The 259-nt window shown below is 48.3% G+C and carries 1 rRNA gene; it reads left to right on the forward strand.

The window, feature by feature from the left end:
• A 16S ribosomal RNA gene (locus KKQ10_RS28305) occupies positions 1–259 on the forward strand; the annotation flags it as partial.

Raw genomic sequence — 259 nt, forward strand, 5'->3', positions numbered from 1 at the left:
TACGGAGGATGCGAGCGTTATCCGGATTTATTGGGTTTAAAGGGAGCGTAGGCGGGCTTTTAAGTCAGTTGTGAAAGTTTGCGGCTCAACCGTAAAATTGCAGTTGATACTGGAAGCCTTGAGTACAGTAGAGGCAGGCGGAATTCGTGGTGTAGCGGTGAAATGCTTAGATATCACGAAGAACTCCGATTGCGAAGGCAGCTTGCTGGACTGTAACTGACGCTGATGCTCGAAAGTGTGGGTATCAAACAGGTGAGAT

The sequence above is a fragment of the Pseudomonas sp. MG-9 genome (assembly GCF_018729515.1).
Lineage (GTDB): Bacteria > Pseudomonadota > Gammaproteobacteria > Pseudomonadales > Pseudomonadaceae > Aquipseudomonas > Aquipseudomonas serboccidentalis.